This is a genomic window from Tropicimonas sp. IMCC34043 (genome assembly GCF_003390845.1).
Taxonomy (GTDB): domain Bacteria; phylum Pseudomonadota; class Alphaproteobacteria; order Rhodobacterales; family Rhodobacteraceae; genus Tropicimonas.
This window is the reverse complement of record NZ_QMEK01000006.1, coordinates 141,163-157,333: the sequence shown is the minus strand read 5'-3', so window position 1 is coordinate 157,333 and position 16,171 is coordinate 141,163. Positions and strand designations below refer to the sequence as shown.

16 protein-coding genes are annotated in these 16,171 nt (G+C 64.5%); 14 read left to right on the top strand and 2 right to left on the bottom strand.

Going from position 1 to position 16,171, the window contains the following annotated elements:
• The first annotated feature begins 73 nt into the window (after positions 1-73).
• From yidC to rplQ, 13 genes are all read left to right on the top strand, one after another.
• Complete coding sequence (gene yidC, locus DQG17_RS18225) at positions 74-1,879, top strand: membrane protein insertase YidC (RefSeq protein ID WP_116134303.1); 1,806 nt, start codon at positions 74-76, stop codon at positions 1,877-1,879.
• 28 nt (positions 1,880-1,907) lie between these two features.
• Positions 1,908-2,669: an MOSC domain-containing protein gene (locus DQG17_RS18220; RefSeq protein WP_116134302.1), complete on the top strand. Its 762-nt coding sequence runs from the start codon at positions 1,908-1,910 to the stop codon at positions 2,667-2,669.
• Between the two features lie 14 nt (positions 2,670-2,683).
• Positions 2,684-3,307, top strand: a complete 624-nt coding sequence (locus DQG17_RS18215; protein ID WP_116134301.1) for a CatB-related O-acetyltransferase — start codon at positions 2,684-2,686, stop codon at positions 3,305-3,307.
• Positions 3,304-3,957: a ribosome biogenesis GTP-binding protein YihA/YsxC gene (gene yihA, locus DQG17_RS18210; protein ID WP_116134300.1), complete on the top strand. Its 654-nt coding sequence runs from the start codon at positions 3,304-3,306 to the stop codon at positions 3,955-3,957. The genes DQG17_RS18215 and yihA overlap by 4 nt, the downstream gene beginning before the upstream one ends.
• A 190-nt stretch (positions 3,958-4,147) precedes the next feature.
• A complete protein-coding gene (gene argB, locus DQG17_RS18205) occupies positions 4,148-5,026 on the top strand; it encodes an acetylglutamate kinase (protein ID WP_116134299.1) in 879 nt (292 codons plus the stop codon).
• 122 nt (positions 5,027-5,148) lie between these two features.
• A complete protein-coding gene (locus tag DQG17_RS18200) occupies positions 5,149-5,655 on the top strand; it encodes a histidine phosphatase family protein (protein WP_116134298.1) in 507 nt (168 codons plus the stop codon).
• 49 nt (positions 5,656-5,704) lie between these two features.
• The gene (gene mgrA / locus DQG17_RS18195) at positions 5,705-6,742 is read left to right on the top strand and encodes an L-glyceraldehyde 3-phosphate reductase (RefSeq protein ID WP_116134297.1); all 1,038 of its coding nucleotides are present in this window, start codon (positions 5,705-5,707) and stop codon (positions 6,740-6,742) included.
• 138 nt (positions 6,743-6,880) lie between these two features.
• A complete protein-coding gene (rplO, locus tag DQG17_RS18190) occupies positions 6,881-7,354 on the top strand; it encodes a 50S ribosomal protein L15 (protein WP_116134296.1) in 474 nt (157 codons plus the stop codon).
• Positions 7,355-7,454: 100 nt separating this feature from the next.
• Positions 7,455-8,810: a preprotein translocase subunit SecY gene (gene secY / locus DQG17_RS18185; RefSeq protein ID WP_116134295.1), complete on the top strand. Its 1,356-nt coding sequence runs from the start codon at positions 7,455-7,457 to the stop codon at positions 8,808-8,810.
• A gap of 337 nt (positions 8,811-9,147) precedes the next feature.
• Positions 9,148-9,516 carry a 30S ribosomal protein S13 gene (gene rpsM / locus DQG17_RS18180; protein ID WP_116134294.1) on the top strand — a complete coding sequence of 123 codons (369 nt, stop codon included), beginning with the start codon at positions 9,148-9,150 and terminating at the stop codon, positions 9,514-9,516.
• A 14-nt stretch (positions 9,517-9,530) separates the two neighbouring features.
• Positions 9,531-9,920 carry a 30S ribosomal protein S11 gene (gene rpsK, locus DQG17_RS18175; RefSeq protein ID WP_116134293.1) on the top strand — a complete coding sequence of 130 codons (390 nt, stop codon included), beginning with the start codon at positions 9,531-9,533 and terminating at the stop codon, positions 9,918-9,920.
• Between the two features lie 115 nt (positions 9,921-10,035).
• The gene (locus tag DQG17_RS18170; RefSeq protein WP_116134292.1) at positions 10,036-11,052 is read left to right on the top strand and encodes a DNA-directed RNA polymerase subunit alpha; all 1,017 of its coding nucleotides are present in this window, start codon (positions 10,036-10,038) and stop codon (positions 11,050-11,052) included.
• Between the two features lie 128 nt (positions 11,053-11,180).
• Positions 11,181-11,591 (top strand): 50S ribosomal protein L17, encoded by a 411-nt coding sequence (rplQ, locus tag DQG17_RS18165; RefSeq protein ID WP_116134291.1) that lies wholly within the window; start codon positions 11,181-11,183, stop codon positions 11,589-11,591.
• Between the two features lie 109 nt (positions 11,592-11,700).
• Here rplQ and DQG17_RS18160 read toward each other — a convergent pair whose 3' ends face one another.
• Both DQG17_RS18160 and DQG17_RS18155 read right to left on the bottom strand, forming a co-directional pair.
• Positions 11,701-13,011: a replication-associated recombination protein A gene (locus DQG17_RS18160; RefSeq protein ID WP_116134290.1), complete on the bottom strand. Its 1,311-nt coding sequence runs from the start codon at positions 13,009-13,011 to the stop codon at positions 11,701-11,703.
• Positions 13,012-13,350: 339 nt separating this feature from the next.
• The gene (locus DQG17_RS18155; RefSeq protein WP_116134289.1) at positions 13,351-14,982 is read right to left on the bottom strand and encodes a ribulokinase; all 1,632 of its coding nucleotides are present in this window, start codon (positions 14,980-14,982) and stop codon (positions 13,351-13,353) included.
• Positions 14,983-15,146: 164 nt separating this feature from the next.
• Here DQG17_RS18155 and araC point away from each other — a divergent pair, with 164 nt between their 5' ends.
• Entirely contained in the window at positions 15,147-16,139 is a 993-nt protein-coding gene (araC, locus tag DQG17_RS18150) for an arabinose operon transcriptional regulator AraC (protein ID WP_157973658.1), read from the top strand.
• Positions 16,140-16,171 lie beyond the last annotated feature (32 nt).

The window sequence follows — 16,171 nt, the reverse complement described above, 5'->3', positions numbered from 1 at the left end:
TCCGCTTGACGTTTCGGCCCGCGACCGTTTGAACCTCCGCGAACCCGGACAAAAGGACGTCGGTGATCCCCTGATGGATGATCAGAACAAGAATCTCATTCTCGCCACGGCTCTCAGCTTTATCGTGATCCTGGTGTGGTTCGTGCTGTTCCCCCCCAAGCAGCCTGAAGTCGACACGAGTCAGCCGCCCGCTGTCACGGCCGAGGCTCCGGCAGGTGCCGCTGTGCCGCAAACTGCGGGATCCGGCGCGCAGCCACCGGCGGCCGATGTCGTCGCGGTCGCCGAGGCTCCGCGCCTGAAGATCGAGACGCCGCGGCTCAGCGGTTCGATCTCGCTGGCCGGAGGCCGGATCGACCAGTTGCTGCTCACGGACTACCGCGAGACGCTGGAACCAGATTCGCCCGAGGTGACGTTGCTGCGCCCGGTTGGCGGCGAGCAGGCGTATTATTCGCTGTTCGGCTGGGCCCCCGGCGGCGGGCTCGATGTCGGCGACGTTCCCGGTTCCGATACGATCTGGACTGTCGAAGCAGGCGATGTCCTGACGCCGCAATCGCCGCTGACGCTGCGCTGGGACAGTCCTTCGGGCCTGATATTCCGCCGCAATGTCGCGGTCGACGACAATTACATGTTCACTGTCACCCAGTCGGTCGAGAACCCCACGGACACCACGCGCCGCGCAGCCCCCTATGGCATTGTCGCGCGCCACGGGCTGCCCGACGTCCAGCATTTCTTTGTCCTTCACGAAGGCGTCGTCGCCATGGCCGACGGCAGCCTCAGTGAAGTGAAATATAACAAGATGGAAGATTTCGACTTCGACCCGAGCCTTGGCGCCCAGGCGAAGACGATCGACGGCGTTCAGCAGGGCTGGATCGGGTTCACCGACAAGTACTGGATGACCACGCTGATCCCCGAAGCGGATCAAGGTGTCAAGCAGGTGATGCTCTACCAGCCCAGTTCCGAGATCTATCAGACCCAGGCCGTCTATCCGACCGCCGAGATCGCGCCGGGCCAGACCGTCTCGCAGACCACGCGGGTCTTTGCCGGCGCCAAGGTCTGGGAGATCATCCGCGACTACCAGAACCACGAGGATGTCTACCGCTTCGTCGATTCGATCGACTGGGGCTGGTTCTTCTTCCTCACCAAGCCGATCTTCCGGGTGCTGCACTTCCTCAACAACACCCTGTTCGGCAACATGGGCTGGTCGATCATCGCGCTGACCTTCTGCATCAAGGCGATCCTGTTCCCGCTGGCCTACAAGTCCTATGCCTCGATGGCGAAGATGAAGGAACTTCAGCCGCAGATGGAGCAGCTGAAGGAACGGGCCGGCGACGACCGCCAGAAGCTCCAGAAAGAGATGATGGAGCTCTACAAGAAGGAAAAGGTGAACCCCGCCTCGGGCTGTTTGCCGGTCCTTCTGCAGATCCCGATCTTCTTCTCGCTCTACAAGGTGATTTTCGTCACGATCGAACTGCGTCAGGCGCCATGGATCCTGTGGATCCGCGACCTCTCGGCGCCCGATCCCTCGTCGATCGTCAACCTGTTCGGGCTGCTTCCGTTTGCCGTGCCTGACCTTGGCCCGTTGCAGATCCTGTCGCTGGGCATTCTGCCGATCCTTCTGGGCATCTCGATGTTCCTGCAGCAGAAGCTGAACCCGGCCCCGACCGACCCGGCGCAGCAGATGATCTTTGCCTGGATGCCCTGGGTGTTCATGTTCATGCTGGGCAGCTTCGCCAGCGGTCTGGTGCTCTACTGGATCACCAACAACACGCTGACCTTCGCACAGCAATACACGATCATGCGGCGGCACGGGTTCAAGCCCGATGTGTTCGGCAATATCCTGTCGAGCTTCCGGCGCAAGAATAAGCCGGACCCAAAATGACGGGCGCGGGCCGGAGGGAGGGCACGGGATGACCGGACGTCTGGCCCATATCTGTCGCCACCCGATCAAGTCGGTCGGGCGGGAGGAGCTTGAGTCGGTCGAACTGACCGCAGGCCAGGTCCTGCCCGGTGACCGGCATTGGGCCATCGCCCACGAGGCGGCGGCCTTTCCCGGTCAACCCGAGGGCTGGTACCCCAAGCGCAACTTCGTGCGCGGGGTCGCCTCGCCGCCGCTGATGGCGGTGCGGGCCCGGCTGTCCGAAGACGGCACAACCGTGCATCTGGCCCATCCCGAGGCCGGCAGCATCGAGATCGCACCCGACACGGCAGAGGGCGCTGCGGCGCTCCTCGACTGGGTGCGCCCGATGTGGCCCGACACCAGGCCGCCGGCGACGCGGGTGGTTTCCGCGGGCGCGCCGGCGTTGACGGATGTCTCCGAACCCTATCTCGCCGTGCTGAGCCGCGCATCGCTGCGCGATCTGTCTGCGCGCATGGGCCACGAGCTGTCGATCCATCGCTGGCGCGGCAACCTCTGGGTCGACGGATTCGCGCCCTGGGCCGAATGGGACTGGATCGGCCGCGAGATCCGGATCGGTGATGTCCGGCTTCGGGTCGAACGGCGGATCACGCGTTGCAACGCCACCAAGGTGAACCCCGAGACCGGGCGCGAGGATGCCGACACGCTCGGTGCGCTGAAGGCGGCCTTCGGCCACCAGGATTTCGGCGTCTATGCGCGGGTTCTGGTCGGCGGACCGGTCCGGCTCGGCGATCGTGTCGAGGTTCTGGCGTGACCGGCCCCTCGCCGATGTCGCTGCAGCCGCTCGAGGGCTCGCGCCGCGTCGTCTTTCTGAAGCCGCTTGCCCGGTCGCGCCCGAATGTCGAAGTTGGCGAGTTCAGCTATTACGACGATCCGGAAGATCCGATCGCCTTTTTCGACCGCAATGTGCTGCATCACTACGAATTCATCGGCGACAAGCTGATCATCGGCCGCTTCGTTGCCATCGCGACCGGCGTCAAGATCATGATGAACGGGGCTACCCACGCGATGACGGGCTTTTCGACCTTCCCGTTCAACATCTTCGGCAAAGGCTGGGAACGCGGCTTCGATCCGGCCACCTGGGCTGCGGGCCACAAGGGCGACACGGTGATCGGCGCGGATGTCTGGATCGGCACCGAGGCCATGATCATGCCCGGGGTCACGATCGGCCCCGGCGCCATCATCGCCGCCCGCTCGGTGGTCACCCACGACGTGCCGCCCTATGCGCTTGCCGCCGGCAATCCGGCCCGTGTGGTGCGCCGCCGGTTCGATGACGAGACAATCGAGCGGCTTTTGCGCGTTGCATGGTGGGACTGGCCGCTTAAGATGATCTCGCAACACCTCGACGTGATCCGCGGTGCCAATATCGACGCGCTGGAGGCCGCCCTGTGAACACGCTGCCCTTTCCACTGGCCGAGCAACCCGATGCGGCATCGCTGGAGGCCGGGCGCCGTCTGTTTGCCGGCGGCGCAGGGTTTCTGAAGGGCGTCGTCGCGATGTCGGGCCTGCCCCCCGCCGACCGGATCGAGGTGTGCTTTGCCGGCCGCTCGAACGTGGGAAAATCTTCGCTGATCAACGCGCTGACCGGCCACAAGGCGCTGGCGCGGGCCTCGAACACGCCGGGCCGGACGCAGGAGGTCAACTTTTTCACCCTCGCCGACAGCCATTATCTGGTCGACCTGCCGGGCTATGGCTTTGCCAAGGCGCCGCTGTCGGTGGTGGCGCGCTGGCAGGCGCTGCTGAAATCCTATCTGTCGGGGCGGCCGACCCTGCGCCGGGCCTTCGTGCTGATCGACGCCCGCCACGGCATCAAGGCGGTGGATGACGAGATCCTCGGCCTTCTCGACAAGGCGGCGGTCCCGTTCCAGGCCGTGCTGACCAAGGCCGACAAGCTGCGCGGCGGCGAGACCGAGGCGGTGCTGGAGCAGGTGCGCGGCGCCTTGCAGCCGCATCCCGCGGCCTATCCCGAGATCGTCCTGACCTCGTCGGAAGAGGGCGAGGGGATCGCCATGTTGCGCAGCATCATCGCCAGGATGGCCTGATCCTGAACCGTCCGGTTCCTGGGGCCGCACCGACATCGGCAAATGGATCTGCCAGGCAGGTAATTCTTTGGACATCAAATGGTTACCTCGCAGGCCCATTTGAACCACCCATCGCTGGGGCAGCAATTGCCCCTTGGCAGAGCAGGACCCTCGGCATAACAAGGGTCCCCGAACAACCCGAGCCAACCGGATGATCAGACAGAAGATGAACCGCGACTGGATTGCCACCGCCCGTACCCTCTCCGAGGCGCTTCCCTATCTTCAGCGCTATGCCGGGGCCACTGTGGTCATAAAGTTCGGCGGCCATGCCATGGGCGACGCCGAGCAGATGGCAAGTTTTGCCCGCGACATCGTGCTGATGAACCAGGTGGGGGTCCACCCGGTGATCGTTCACGGCGGCGGGCCGATGATCAACGAGATGCTGCAGAAGCTCGACATCAAGTCCGAGTTCGTGAACGGCAAGCGGGTGACAGACGAGGCCACGATGGAAGTGGTCGAGATGGTTCTCTCGGGGCTCGTCAACAAGCGGATCGTGCAGGCGATCAACCAGCAGGGTGGCCGCGCGGTCGGGATCTCGGGCAAGGACGCCAACATGATGGTCTGCGATCCGATCGATCCGGCGCTCGGCCTGGTCGGCCAACCGGTCGAGGTTTCGCCCGAACTGATCCACCAGATGCACGCCCACAAGATCATCCCGGTGGTCGCCCCGCTTGGCGCCGGCCGGGGCGGCGAGACCTTCAACGTCAACGGCGACACTGCCGCGGGTGCCATTGCCGCTGCGCTGAAGGCCGACCGCCTGCTGCTGCTGACCGATGTCGCGGGGGTGAAGAACGCCGCGGGCGAGGTCGTGACCCAGCTGACGCCGGATCAGGTACAGGAGATGACCGCAAGCGGCGTGATCGCGGGCGGCATGATCCCCAAGACCGAAACCGCGCTTGCGGCAGTTTCGGGCGGGGTACGGGCCGTGGTCATTCTCGACGGTCGCGCGCCCAATGCCTGTCTGCTGGAATTGTTCACCGAACACGGTGCGGGCACATTGATCCGCTATCCCCAGCGGCTGAAGCCCTGACAGGCGCCGGGGGGCGAAAAGCCGCTCGGCCCTTGACCGGAGCGTCCTCAGCGCCCAAAGCTTGGGGCGGCGCCGGGCACGGGTCCGGCGCGCCACAGTCCGAGCGCCCGTCACGGAGCCACATGCTGCACGTCCTTCTGCTTCGCCACGCCAAATCGAGTTGGGTCAACCCCGAGATTTCGGATTTCGACCGCCCGATCAACAAGCGCGGCAAGCGCGCCGCCAAGGCCATCGGCGCCTGGCTGGCCAAGGAAGAGCTGAACCCGGATCGGGTCCTCAGTTCCTCCGCACGCCGCACCCGCGAGACCTGGGAGGGCATGAAGCTGCCGGGCCAGCCGGATCTGCGCAAGGAACTCTATCACGCCGGTCCCGAGGAAATGCTGGCCATGCTGCAGGCGGTGACGCCCGGGGCCGGCACGATCCTGATGATCGGCCACAATCCGGGGGTCGCCGAACTGGCCCATATGCTGGTCGCGGAACAACCCGACCACCCTCGGTTCGACGATTATCCGACCGGCGCGCTGCTGGTCGCGGGCTTCGACGTCAAGACCCCGGCCGAAATCGCGCCGGGCAGCGGTCAGGTGGTGCGGTTCCTGACGCCGCACGACCTGCTCGACGAGCCAGACTGACCGGCCGGGGCCGACTGCCGCCTCGCGACCGGAGCAAGGGAGAAGAACCATGACCTATGTTCCTGCGGCCGACCGCCACGAGCGGATGGTCTATAACCGCTGTGGAAACTCCGGCCTGCTGCTGCCGGCGGTCTCGCTGGGGCTGTGGCACAACTTTGGCCACGACACCCCGCACCAGACCAAGGTCGCGATCTGCCGGACCGCCTTTGACCTCGGCATTACCCATTTCGATCTGGCCAACAACTATGGCCCGCCGCCGGGCAGCGCCGAAGAGGCGTTTGGCGAGATCCTACGGACCGAGTTCCGCGGCCTGCGCGATCACATGGTGATCTCGTCCAAGGCCGGATACCGGATGTGGGAGGGACCCTATGGCGAATGGGGCAGCCGCAAGAACCTGATCGCCAGCTGCGACCAGAGCCTGCGGCGGATGGGGCTCGACTATGTCGACATCTTCTATTCCCACCGCCTCGACCCCGACACGCCGCTGGAGGAAACGATGGGCGCGCTGGCCGACATCGTGCGGGCCGGCAAGGCGCTCTATGTCGGGCTGTCGTCCTACAATTCGGCCCGCACCCGCGAGGCCGTGGCGATCCTGAAGGATCTGGGCGTGCCCTGCCTGATCCATCAGCCGAGCTATTCGATGCTGAACCGCTGGGTCGAACGCGACGGGCTGAAGGACACGCTGGCAGAGCTCGGGGTCGGATCGATCGCCTTCTCGCCGCTGGCGCAGGGGATGCTGACATCGAAGTATCTCAAGGGCATTCCGCAAGGCAGCCGGGCGAGTCAGCACAAGTCGCTCGACCCCGACACGCTAAGCGAGGCGGCGCTGGCGCGGGTGCGGGGGTTGAACGACATCGCGGCGGCGCGGGGCCAGACGCTTGCGCAGATGGCCATCGCCTGGGTGCTGCGCGGTGGCGGGATAACGACCGCCCTGATCGGGGCGAGCCGTCCCGAACAGGTGACCGATTGCGCCGGCGCCGTGGCAAAGCTCGACTTCAGCGACGCCGAACTGGCCGAGATCGACAGGCTGACGCTCGATCCGCCGGTCGACATCAATCTCTGGTCGCGTTCCTCCGAAGGGGCATGACGTCACAGGGAATCTCTTGAATTTGCGGGACGCCGGGTGTAGAGGCCCCCGGTGATCCCCGCAGGATCGCATAAATCAACAAGAAACGCCGTGGTCGATCCGATGTCGCAAGGATCGCATCCGGCAAGGAGACGCGACATGAAACTCAACGATCTGAGCCCCTCCAAGGGCTCCACCCACGCCAAAAAGCGCATCGCCCGCGGCCCCGGTTCGGGCACGGGCAAGACCGCCGGGCGTGGTATCAAGGGCCAGAAATCCCGTTCGGGTGTGGCGATCAACGGCTATGAAGGCGGTCAGATGCCGCTTTACATGCGCCTGCCAAAGCGCGGCTTCAACAAGCCGAACCGCAAGGCATGGGCCGTGGTGAACCTTGGCATCCTTCAGAAATTCATTGACGCCGGCAAGATCGACGTCTCGGCCCCGATCACCGAGGATGCGCTTGTCGCCTCCGGCCTCGTGCGCCGCAAGCTGGACGGCGTCCGGGTGCTGGCCAAGGGCGATTTTTCTGCCAAGGTGACGCTGCAGGTTTCCGGCGCCTCCGAGGCGGCAGTCGCGATGGTCGAGAAGGCCGGCGGCTCGCTTTCGGTCGCCTCCAAGCCGGCGGCCGAATAAGCGCTTGTGGGTCGGGGCCGCGGCCCTTACTTAAACCCAAGTTTTCCAGCGCCGCCGACCGGGAAACGGTTCGGCGGCGCCTGCACGAGAGAGACCGCGAATGGCATCTGCAGCAGAGCAAATGGCGGCGAACCTGAGCTGGGGCGCCTTCGGGAAAGCCACCGAGCTCCGGCAGCGCATCTTCTTCACGATCGGATTGTTGATCGTCTATCGTCTGGGCACCTATATCCCGGTGCCGGGGATCGACGGCAGCGCATTGCGCGACTTCATGGAACGCGCGTCGGCCGGGATCGGCGGCATGCTGACCATGTTCACCGGTGGCGCGCTGGGGCGGATGGGCATTTTTGCGCTCGGCATCATGCCCTATATCTCGGCCTCGATCATCATCCAGCTTCTGTCCTCCATGGTTCCCTATCTGGAGCAGCTGAAGAAGGAAGGCGAGCAAGGCCGCAAGAAGATCACCCAGTACACGCGCTATGGCACCGTGCTGTTGGCGACCTTCCAGGCCTATGGTCTGGCAGTCAGCCTCGAATCGGGCGGTCTTGCGCATGATCCGGGCTGGTTCTTCCGTGCCGCGGTGGTCATCACCCTGGTCGGCGGCACCATGTTCCTGATGTGGCTGGGCGAACAGATCACCGCCCGCGGGGTCGGCAACGGGATCTCGCTGATCATCTTCGTCGGCATCGTTGCCGAAGCACCGGCAGCGCTGGCGCGTTTCCTCGCCTCGGGCCGCAGCGGCGCTGTCAGCCCGGCGGTGATCATCGGCGTTCTGGCGATGATGATCGGGCTCGTCACCTTCGTGGTCTTCATGGAGCGTGCGCTGCGCAAGATCCACATCCAGTATCCGCGCCGTCAGGTGGGGATGAAGGTCTACGACGGCGGTTCCTCTCACCTGCCGGTCAAGGTCAACCCGGCCGGCGTTATCCCGGCGATCTTTGCCTCGTCGCTGCTGCTGTTGCCGACGACCATCGCGACCTTCTCGGGCGGGAACACCGGGCCGATCATGTCGACGATCCTGGCGTATTTCGGTCCGGGCCAGCCGCTGTACCTGCTGTTCTTCGTGTCGATGATCGTGTTCTTCACCTATTTCTACACCGAGAACGTGGCCTTCAAGACCGACGAGGTCGCCGACAACCTGAAGAACCAGAACGGCTTCATCCCCGGCATCCGGCCCGGTGCGAAGACCGCCCAATACCTCGACTATGTGGTGCGGCGGGTTCTGGTGCTTGGCTCGGCCTATCTGGCGGCGGTCTGCCTGTTCCCGGACATCCTGCGCCACCAGCTGTCGATCCCGTTCTATTTCGGCGGTACCTCGGTGCTGATCGTGGTCTCGGTGACCATGGACACGATCCAGCAGATCCAGTCGCATCTTCTGGCCCACCAGTACGAGGGTCTGATCGAGAAATCGCAGCTGCGCAGCAAGAAGCGCCCGCGCAAGGCGCCGGCGCGGCGCTGAGCCGGCCTGCGACCAACGCGACCAACTGCAGCGGGCGTCCCCAAGGGGCGCCCGTTTACGTTGACGGGGACGCGAAACTGAGGAATGATCGGGGCATCGACGTTCGGCGCGCGTCCTGGCAGGCAATGCCTTGACATAGCGTGAAGAGGGGGCCTTGACGGGCGCCCCGTTAGGCCGTACTTGACAACCTCTCAAACGAGAATCGCCGTCTGATCCCTGCTCTGCAGTGCCGGTCGATCGGCGGCACGTCCCGGCCCGGTGGCACAGCGCTGTCGGGCTTCAGTTGTGAAAAAAGGTTCTGGAACCACGGAACCGCGACCATGAAGGAATGTCCCACTTGGCACGTATTGCTGGCGTCAACATCCCGACGGCCAAGCGCGTCCCGATCGCGCTGACCTATATCCACGGAATCGGCCGAGATTCCGCCGACAAGATCTGCGAGGCCGTCGGTATCGACATGGCCCGCCGCGTCAACCAGCTGAGCGACTCGGAAGTTCTTGCGATCCGTGAATACATCGACGCCAATCTGCACGTCGAAGGCGACCTGCGTCGCGAAACCCAGATGAACATCAAACGCCTGATGGATCTGGGCTGCTATCGCGGTCTGCGCCATCGCCGTGGTCTGCCGGTGCGGGGTCAACGGACCCACACCAACGCGCGCACCCGCAAGGGCCCGGCCAAGCCGATCGCCGGCAAGAAGAAATAAGGGAGTACAGGCAGATGGCTCGCGAAAGACGTCCCGCCAAGCGCAAGGTTTCCAAGAACATCGCCGCTGGCGTTGCGCATGTGAACTCCTCGTTCAACAACACCAAGATCCTGATTTCCGATGTGCAGGGCAACGCGATCGCATGGTCGTCCGCTGGCACCATGGGTTTCAAGGGATCGCGGAAGTCGACCCCCTATGCCGCGCAGATGGCCGCCGAAGACGCCGGCCGCAAGGCACAGGAACACGGCGTGAAGACGCTGGAAGTCGAAGTCCAGGGTCCCGGTTCGGGACGTGAAAGCGCCCTGCGTGCCCTTGCGGCGGTCGGGTTCAACATCACTTCGATCCGCGACGTGACCCCGATCGCGCACAACGGCTGCCGTCCGCCGAAGCGTCGTCGGGTCTGATCTTTGCTTTGATCTAGGGATCGCGCCCGTTCCGGGGCGCGATCCGCTTGTCATTTGACCCTCGGGTGTGCGCGACCACGGTCATGGGCCGCGCACTGGTATGGAGGCGACATACATGATCCACAAGAACTGGCAGGAACTTATAAAGCCGACTCAGCTGGAGGTCCGGCCGGGTGCCGACCCCAGTCGGCGTGCGACCCTCGTGGCCGAACCGCTGGAACGTGGCTTCGGTCTGACGCTTGGCAATGCCCTGCGCCGGGTCCTGCTGTCGTCGCTCCAGGGTGCGGCCATCACCAGCGTCCAGATCGACAATGTTCTGCACGAGTTCTCGTCGGTTCCCGGCGTCCGCGAGGACGTTACCGACATCGTGCTGAACCTCAAGCAGGTCGCGATCCGGATGGATGTCGACGGTCCGAAGCGGTTGTCGATCACCGCCCGCGGTCCCGGCGCCGTCACGGCTGCGCAAATCTCGGAATCCGCAGGGATCGAGATCCTGAACCGCGAACACGTGATCTGCCACCTCGACGAGGGTGCGGACCTTTACGTGGAACTGACGGTCAACACCGGCAAAGGCTACGTCTCGGCCGACAAGAACCGGCCCGAGGATGCACCGATCGGCCTGATCCCGATCGACGCGATCTATTCGCCGGTCAAGAAGGTCTCCTATGACGTGCAGCCGACCCGCGAGGGCCAGGTGCTCGACTATGACAAGCTGACCCTGAAGATCGAGACCAACGGTTCGGTCACGCCGGATGATGCCGTGGCCTATGCCGCGCGCATCCTGCAGGACCAGCTGTCGATCTTCGTCAACTTCGAAGAGCCGGAGTCGGCGACGCGTCAGGACGAGGACGACGGGCTGGAGTTCAACCCGCTGCTTCTGAAGAAGGTCGACGAACTGGAACTCAGCGTCCGGTCGGCGAACTGCCTGAAGAACGACAATATCGTCTATATCGGCGACCTGATCCAGAAGACCGAGGCCGAAATGCTTCGGACCCCGAACTTCGGCCGCAAGTCGCTGAACGAGATCAAGGAAGTGCTGTCCGGTATGGGCCTGCATCTCGGCATGGATGTCGAGGAATGGCCGCCGGAGAACATCGAGGATCTGGCGAAAAAATTCGAGGATCAGTTCTGATCCCCGTTGGTCGCGCCCCCGGGCGCGACCGCACGACCCGGGCAGATCGCCCCAAGGAGAGGGTTCCACACGCATGGAACCCCCAGACAAAGCAAAATCGCCCGTAGAGGGCAAGATGGAGTAAGACAATGCGTCACGCCCGCGGCTATCGCCGCCTGAACCGCACCCATGAGCACCGCAAGGCGCTTTTCGCCAACATGTCGGGTTCGCTGATCGAACACGAGCAGGTCAAGACCACCCTGCCCAAGGCCAAGGAACTGAAGCGGATCGTCGAAAAGCTGATCACGCTTGGCAAGCGCGGCGACCTTCATGCCCGCCGTCAGGCTGCCGCCCAGCTGAAAGACGACCGTCACGTCGCCAAGCTGTTCGACATTCTCGGCCCCCGCTATGCCGAACGCAACGGCGGCTGTGTCCGCGTGCTGAAAGCCGGCTTCCGTTATGGCGACATGGCGCCGATGGCGATCATCGAGTTGGTCGACCGTGACCCCGAGGCGAAGGGCGCTGCCGATCGCGCCCGCCTGGAAGCCGCCGAGGCCTGAGCCCGGCGCAGACCTGAATGATTTTCGAGGGGTGCCGCAATGCGGTGCCCCTTTTCCTTTGCGGGATCAGGGCAGGGTGCCTGCAGGCGCGCACGGCAAAGCGCGCCATTCACTGCTGCCGCTTCGCCCGCAGTTTCGCGAACCATTCCAGTCTTTTTCGCATCTCGCGCTCAAAGCCCCGGTCGCGCGGATCGTAAAGCGAGACACGGTCCACCCCTTCCGGGAAATAGTCCTGGCCCGAGAAGCCGTCTTCCGCGTCATGGTCATAGGCATAGCCCTTGCCATAGCCCTGCTCTTTCATCAGGCGCGTCGGGGCGTTGAGGATGTGCTTTGGCGGCGGTTCTGACCCGGTCTTCTTCGCCAGGGCGCGGGCGGCATTATAGGCGACATAGGCCGCGTTCGATTTCGGCGCCAGCGCCAGATAGATCACCGCCTGCCCCAGCGCCAGTTCCCCCTCGGGGCTGCCCAGCCGCTCATAGGTCTGCCAGGCGTCGATGCACAGCGACTGCGCCTGCGGGTCGGCAAGGCCGATATCCTCGACTGCCATCCGGGTCAGGCGGCGAGCCAGAAAGCGGGGATCCTCGCCGCCCTCGAGCATCCGCGCGAACCAGTAAAGCGCCGCATTGGGGTCCGAGCCCCGGATCGACTTGTGCAGGGCGGATATCAGGTTGTAGTGCCCGTCGCCCGACTTGTCATAATGGGCGGCCCTCTGGGTCAGCCGCGCTGAAAGCTGGTCGGGGTCGAGCGGCGCCTTTGGCTTCCACGCCGCAACCTGTTCGACAAGGTTCAATAGCGCCCGTCCGTCGCCATCTGCCATCGCGGCCAGCGCGGCGCGCGCCGACGGGGTCAGCGGCAGCTTCCGGCCGAGGTCGGCTTCCGCACGCGCAAGCAGGGCGTTCATTGCGTCGGTGTCGAGCCTTTTGAGCACCAGAACCTGACTGCGGCTCAGAAGCGCGGCGTTCAGCTCGAAGGACGGGTTCTCGGTGGTCGCCCCCACCAGCACGATGGTGCCGTCCTCCATATAGGGCAGAAAGCCGTCCTGCTGGGCTTTGTTGAAACGATGGATTTCGTCGACGAACAGCAACGTGCCCTGGCCGTTCTGCCGGCGTATGCGGGCGGATTCGAACACCTTCCGCAATTCCCCGACGCTGGAGAAGACGGCGCTGATCTGGACAAAATTCAGGTCGGTCTCGTGCGCCAGAAGCCGGGCGATGGTGGTCTTGCCGACGCCCGGCGGACCCCAGAAGATCAGCGAGGCGAGGCTTCCTTCGGCCAGCATGGCACCAAGCGGACCGTCCGGCCCAAGCAGATGGTCTTGTCCGATCACCTCGGCAAGCGTCGCAGGGCGCAGACGGTCGGCCAGCGGACGCGAGGTTCCGGCCGGCGCTGCAGCAGATGGAGAATCGAACAGGTCTGGCATGGCTCCCTAGCGCGGCATTCCGATCATCTTGCCCGGACAGGCCAGTCCGGCGTGCCTCTTATGAGGTGGCACTGCAACCTCTTTTCGCGGGGACAGCCGGCGCGATGGCAAAGGTACGCTGGCCTCGCACGCCCTGGCCCGAACCTGCCGGCTGCCGCTCGGGCGACAGCTGCGCGGGCATGGCCTGATCCTTCTGAAAAGGATGAACCAAGAATCCGCGCTGTGGGACTCTCCCGCCACGCAGTGTTCGAGCGAAAGGCGATCCTGTTGAAAATCAACGGCCCGGGCGAGGGGAGGCGCCCGGGCCGTATGCTTCAAGCCCTCCTGGGGGAGGAAGGGTCAGGCAAAATCCTTGCGGTTCGCGTAGGATCCGAGGCGCAGGTAATCCTGATAGATCGCCTCGTAGACCGCGTGTGCCTGTGGGTTGGGCTTGAAGACCTTTTCGACCGGGCTGAGCATGGCGTCGCGGGCAGCAAATGCGTCCTCGTATTCGCCGGCCGCAGTGGCGGCGAATATCGCGGCGCCGCGGGCGCAGCACTGGTCGGATTCGATAATGTAGATCTCGCGGTTCATCACATCCGCGGTGATCTGCGACACAAGGTCGGAACGGCGGGCGATGCCGCCGATGCCGACAACCTTCTTGACCGGAATGCCCTCGGCCTCGAAGCGTTCGACGATGGCGCGGCCGCCGAAGGCCGTGGCCTCGATCAACGCCCGATAGATCGAAGGCGCGGTCGATCCCAGGTGCAGTCCCGCGATCATCGCGCGCACCGCCTGATCGGCGTCGGGGGTCCGGCGCCCGTTCAGCCAGTCGAGCGCGCGTTCGCCATAGGCGCCGGGGGGCAGGGCGGCCGCTTCGGCCTCGAGCGCGGGCAGCATCGAGCCCTTGCGCGAGGCACCGTTGCTGCGACCCCAGCTCAGGATGCGTTCGAACCAGGCGAAGACATCGCCGAACGACGATTGACCGGCCTCAAAGCCGATATAGCCGGGCAGGGCGCTGCCGGGGACCTGCCCGCAGATGCCGTGAACCAAGGTATCGCCGACCTCTTCGGGCGGGGCGATCAGGATATCGCAGGTCGATGTGCCCATGACCCGGACGAAGGAATAGGGTTCGATGCCCGCGCCAACCGCGCCCATGTGGCAGTCGAAGGCGCCGACCGCGACCGGAATGCCGGCGTCGATTCCGAACCGTCCCGCCCAGTCGGGCGTCAGCCGGCCGGCGACCTGATCGCTGGTCTTGGTTTCGGTGAACAGCGGCATCGGGAGGTTGCCCAGCACCGGGTCGAGGGCGGTCAGCCAGTCGCGGCCCGGAAGCCCGCCCCAGTCAGGATGCCACAGCGCCTTGTGGCCGGCAGCGCAGACACCGCGCACGATCTTGGTGGAATCGTTCACCCCGGTCAGCAGCGCCGGGATCCAGTCGCAGAGCTCGACCCAGTTGGCGGCGGCGCGGAACACCGTGGGATTGGTCCGGGCGATATGGAGGATCTTGGCCCAGTACCATTCCGAGGAATAGATGCCGCCGACATAGCGGATGTAGTCGGGAAACTGGCCCGTGGCGCAAAGCGCATTGATATCCTCGGCCTCGCGCACCGAGGTATGGTCCTTCCACAGGATGCACATGGCGTCGGGATCGGCGGAAAAGCCGTCTTTCAGCGCCAGGGCCGTGGCATCGGCCGTGACCGGCATCGGCGAAGAGCCGGTGGTATCGACGCCGATCCCGACAATCCTTGGCGTTTCCGGGCAGTTCTTCAACGCCCCCTGAACCGCCGCAACCATCGCTTCCATGTAGTCGGCGGGATGTTGGCGAAACTGCTGGCGCGTCGGGTCGCAAAACCGGCCCTCGCTCCAGCGCGGATATTCGGCAACATCGGCGCTGATCTCGTCGCCATTTGCAACACGCACCACGACGGCCCGCACGCTGTCAGAGCCGAAATCCAGCCCCAGCGCACATTTCTCGGCAGCCCTATTCATCGCAGGTAGTCTCCTCCTCTGGGGTCGCTTCTGTGGTCGACCCTGCAGGTGTCATGGACGATTCTCCTCAAGCCCCGTCCGGGACACCCCTTTACTCTCGCATCTTCTAACTGTTAGCGTAATATTGTGCCGGTGTTTGAACAATGCAGCAAAGCGCTGGAGACATGGACGATCAGCCCACCTTCGATCCAACCCAGGACCCAAAGGTTCAGCGTGTCATTCGCAAGCTGCGCATCCCGCCCGATGCGCCGGGCGAGGACAAACAGGTTGCGCCGTTGTTTCCGGGGTTCGAATTCGACGTGCGGCTGGTGTCCGGGATTACGCCCATCGAAAGAGACGAGCCGCTCGATTTCTGGATCGACCGGCCGGATGGAATGCGGGGATGGATCATCAACCTGACGATCGAAGGCTGCGGCCGGGTGTTCGACGGGCCGGAGTCTTTCACGGTCGAACCGGGCGATCTGCTGCTGTTTCCTCCCGGTGCGCGGCATTTCTACGGCCGCGACCGCAAGGCCGCGAAGTGGTGGCACCGCTGGATCTATTTCCAGCCGCGGGCGTTCTGGAAGCCCTGGCTCGAGTGGGGCACGCAGGTGCAGGGCATCCATTTGCAGCGCCACCGCGATGAGCGGACCTTCAGCGAGTTGTTCCGGCTTTTCATCGAGGTCGACAACTGGTCAGATCTTTCCGACAACCTGTCGACCGATCTGGCATTCAACCGGCTGGAGCAGATCCTGCTGACCTGTGCCCGGTCCGACCGGGCCGCGAACGCGGCCAAAACAGTCATCGACGAACGCGTGTTGGCGGCTTGCGCGCTGATCTCCGAGAACCTCGACAAACCGCTTGGCGTGAAGGACATCGCGCGCCAGGTCTGCCTGTCGCCCTCGCGGCTGTCGCATCTGTTCCGCCACTATATCGGGACCGGGGTCGTGCAATGGCGCGACGCGCAGCGGGTGCAATATGCGATCCAGTTGCTGCGGGTCACCAACGTGCCGATCAAGTCGCTGTCGCAGATGGTCGGCTATGACGATCCGCTTTATTTCTCGCGGGTATTCAGGCGCCACACCGGCATGAGCCCGCGAACCTTCCGCGACCACAGCCTTGGCCGGATCGAGCCGGCATCGCCGCCAGAGACGCTGCCCTCCGCGCTGCAGGACTGATCCCCGGAACTCCGGTCACAAAGAAAAGCCCG

Coding starts and splice junctions, on each gene's coding strand:
- argB (WP_116134299.1), top strand. CDS start 4,148: ATGATCAGACAGAAGATGAACCGCGACTGGATTGCCACCGCCCGTACC.
- DQG17_RS18220 (WP_116134302.1), top strand. CDS start 1,908: ATGACCGGACGTCTGGCCCATATCTGTCGCCACCCGATCAAGTCGGTC.
- mgrA (WP_116134297.1), top strand. CDS start 5,705: ATGACCTATGTTCCTGCGGCCGACCGCCACGAGCGGATGGTCTATAAC.
- DQG17_RS18215 (WP_116134301.1), top strand. CDS start 2,684: ATGTCGCTGCAGCCGCTCGAGGGCTCGCGCCGCGTCGTCTTTCTGAAG.
- rplO (WP_116134296.1), top strand. CDS start 6,881: ATGAAACTCAACGATCTGAGCCCCTCCAAGGGCTCCACCCACGCCAAA.
- DQG17_RS18160 (WP_116134290.1), bottom strand. CDS start 13,011: ATGCCAGACCTGTTCGATTCTCCATCTGCTGCAGCGCCGGCCGGAACC.
- yidC (WP_116134303.1), top strand. CDS start 74: ATGGATGATCAGAACAAGAATCTCATTCTCGCCACGGCTCTCAGCTTT.
- DQG17_RS18200 (WP_116134298.1), top strand. CDS start 5,149: ATGCTGCACGTCCTTCTGCTTCGCCACGCCAAATCGAGTTGGGTCAAC.
- DQG17_RS18155 (WP_116134289.1), bottom strand. CDS start 14,982: ATGAATAGGGCTGCCGAGAAATGTGCGCTGGGGCTGGATTTCGGCTCT.
- rpsK (WP_116134293.1), top strand. CDS start 9,531: ATGGCTCGCGAAAGACGTCCCGCCAAGCGCAAGGTTTCCAAGAACATC.
- DQG17_RS18170 (WP_116134292.1), top strand. CDS start 10,036: ATGATCCACAAGAACTGGCAGGAACTTATAAAGCCGACTCAGCTGGAG.
- araC (WP_157973658.1), top strand. CDS start 15,147: ATGGACGATCAGCCCACCTTCGATCCAACCCAGGACCCAAAGGTTCAG.
- rplQ (WP_116134291.1), top strand. CDS start 11,181: ATGCGTCACGCCCGCGGCTATCGCCGCCTGAACCGCACCCATGAGCAC.
- secY (WP_116134295.1), top strand. CDS start 7,455: ATGGCATCTGCAGCAGAGCAAATGGCGGCGAACCTGAGCTGGGGCGCC.